This window comes from Janthinobacterium sp. HH106, from assembly GCF_001758725.1.
GTDB lineage: Bacteria > Pseudomonadota > Gammaproteobacteria > Burkholderiales > Burkholderiaceae_D > Janthinobacterium.
The window spans coordinates 1-1680 of record NZ_LRIC01000024.1; the positions used below are offsets into that span (position 1 = coordinate 1).

The window sequence follows — 1680 nt, forward strand, 5'->3', positions numbered from 1 at the left end:
CTTCTGACTGTAGATTGATTTCATCGCCAGAAACATCATTAGAAAATGCCTTCAGCAGCTTCTTCAATCGGTTTTGCACATCACGCTGATAATAGTTGATCGTGCCTTCCTTGGCTACATCGCGGCCACCAACTTTGGCAATCGCCTCTGGATCATTTGGAAATGACAGATAATCAACTTCTGGATCTTTGACAGCGTCATAGATTGAACGCCGCAAGCCTTCGTCCAGCCACTTGTTTTGAGAAGACATTAAAGGACCGCCTTCTGTTGCATTGTCTGGAACAGAGGGAAGTTTATCTATTTCTAATTGAAGTCCTTGCTTTTTGTTTGCAATATCATCAGTAATATCAAACACACCTTTTTTAATGTCATTTGAAAGCCAATCCACTGGTTTATCTTTTAAATATGAATAAACCAATTCTTGCGCAAAGTTGTTATTAGACCAATTTGTGCTTAATCGCGGTTGACTAGCAATCCATTCATTTACAAGATCTTCTTCAAGATCAGTTAACTCGCCGCTTAAAGGAATTTCTGAAATGTCCTTATACTTTTTCATATGTGACGGACGAACAAAGTTTTCACCACTTTTGATAGATTTATTTAAATCATGGATATTAGCCTCGTACCCTAATCTTCCGCGATCAAGATCACTCATAGATCTAAATATATCAGCCCGACCCTGACTTAAATCTCTACTTAAAACATTAAAGTCATCGTACAAATCATCCAATTTTGACATGACCAACGATTCATCGTAACTCATTGGAGAATTGTTAATTGAAGCCGAACTAAGGTTTTGCTGCGGATCTGACTGTATCTCGCCAACGTAACGAACAGTGTCGCCGTCTTCATTTACATAATCTGCGTGGCGTGTATGAAAAATTGTGGCAGCGTCATCCTCGCCAAAGTGGCGACTTTTTGCCAGCGTATCTATTTTAATACGACCCGTAGGATCTGTATATTGAAATAAACTCTCTGTATAATCTGTACCGCCCTCTGGAAAATACTCAGAATACTCTGTGTCTCCCGCGTCTACAGACTCAGGTCTATCTACCCCATAACGATACATAAAATTTGGAGGATCGTTATTAAATTCGTCTTCAAGATTTTCTCTAACTCGTATGTTTATTTCGTCTTGAAGTCGGTTTTCACCACCATACTGGTGAGCAAGAGCATCTTCTGAATATTGGAAAAATTCAGCATCACCATCTGGGTCTATATATACCCAGTCCTTGCCTCTAAGGTCATCCAAATTTGTGCCTAATTTATTGGCTTGCTCTTCGAGGTATCCATCGTCCATTTCGTCTGGCCTGCGATAGCCAGCATCTGGAAGATTATCTGCTAGAACATCTCGATAATTATTCGTAGCCTCACTCAGCCAAGGCCCATCTTCCAAAACTTGATCTACAGCTTCACGCATATCCATAGGTTCAGCTTCAGATCCAAGAACACCTTCGGCTCGACGCACATTTGGAACCAAGCGCGGATCGTTTTGCTCAAGATAGTCAATAATTTCTTCTTTGGTTATGTTCTTGCCGCTAAAGAAATCATCTGCCCCAGACCACTCAAGTTCGTCTGGCTTTGCGCCTGTCTTGATCATTGTAGCTTTGAGCGGCGGAGACGGAGCGTTATGCGGCTTGTGGTCCGGAGCGGCAGGGAGAGGAGGGCTAAAGTTTTGTT

Annotated in this window: 1 protein-coding gene; it reads right to left on the reverse strand. The window is 41.7% G+C overall.

Annotated elements, in window-relative coordinates:
- On the reverse strand, positions 1-1600 hold a 1600-nt coding region (locus tag JAB8_RS29045), incomplete at its 3' end, for a hypothetical protein (RefSeq protein WP_139143014.1).
- Positions 1601-1680: the final 80 nt, after the last annotated feature.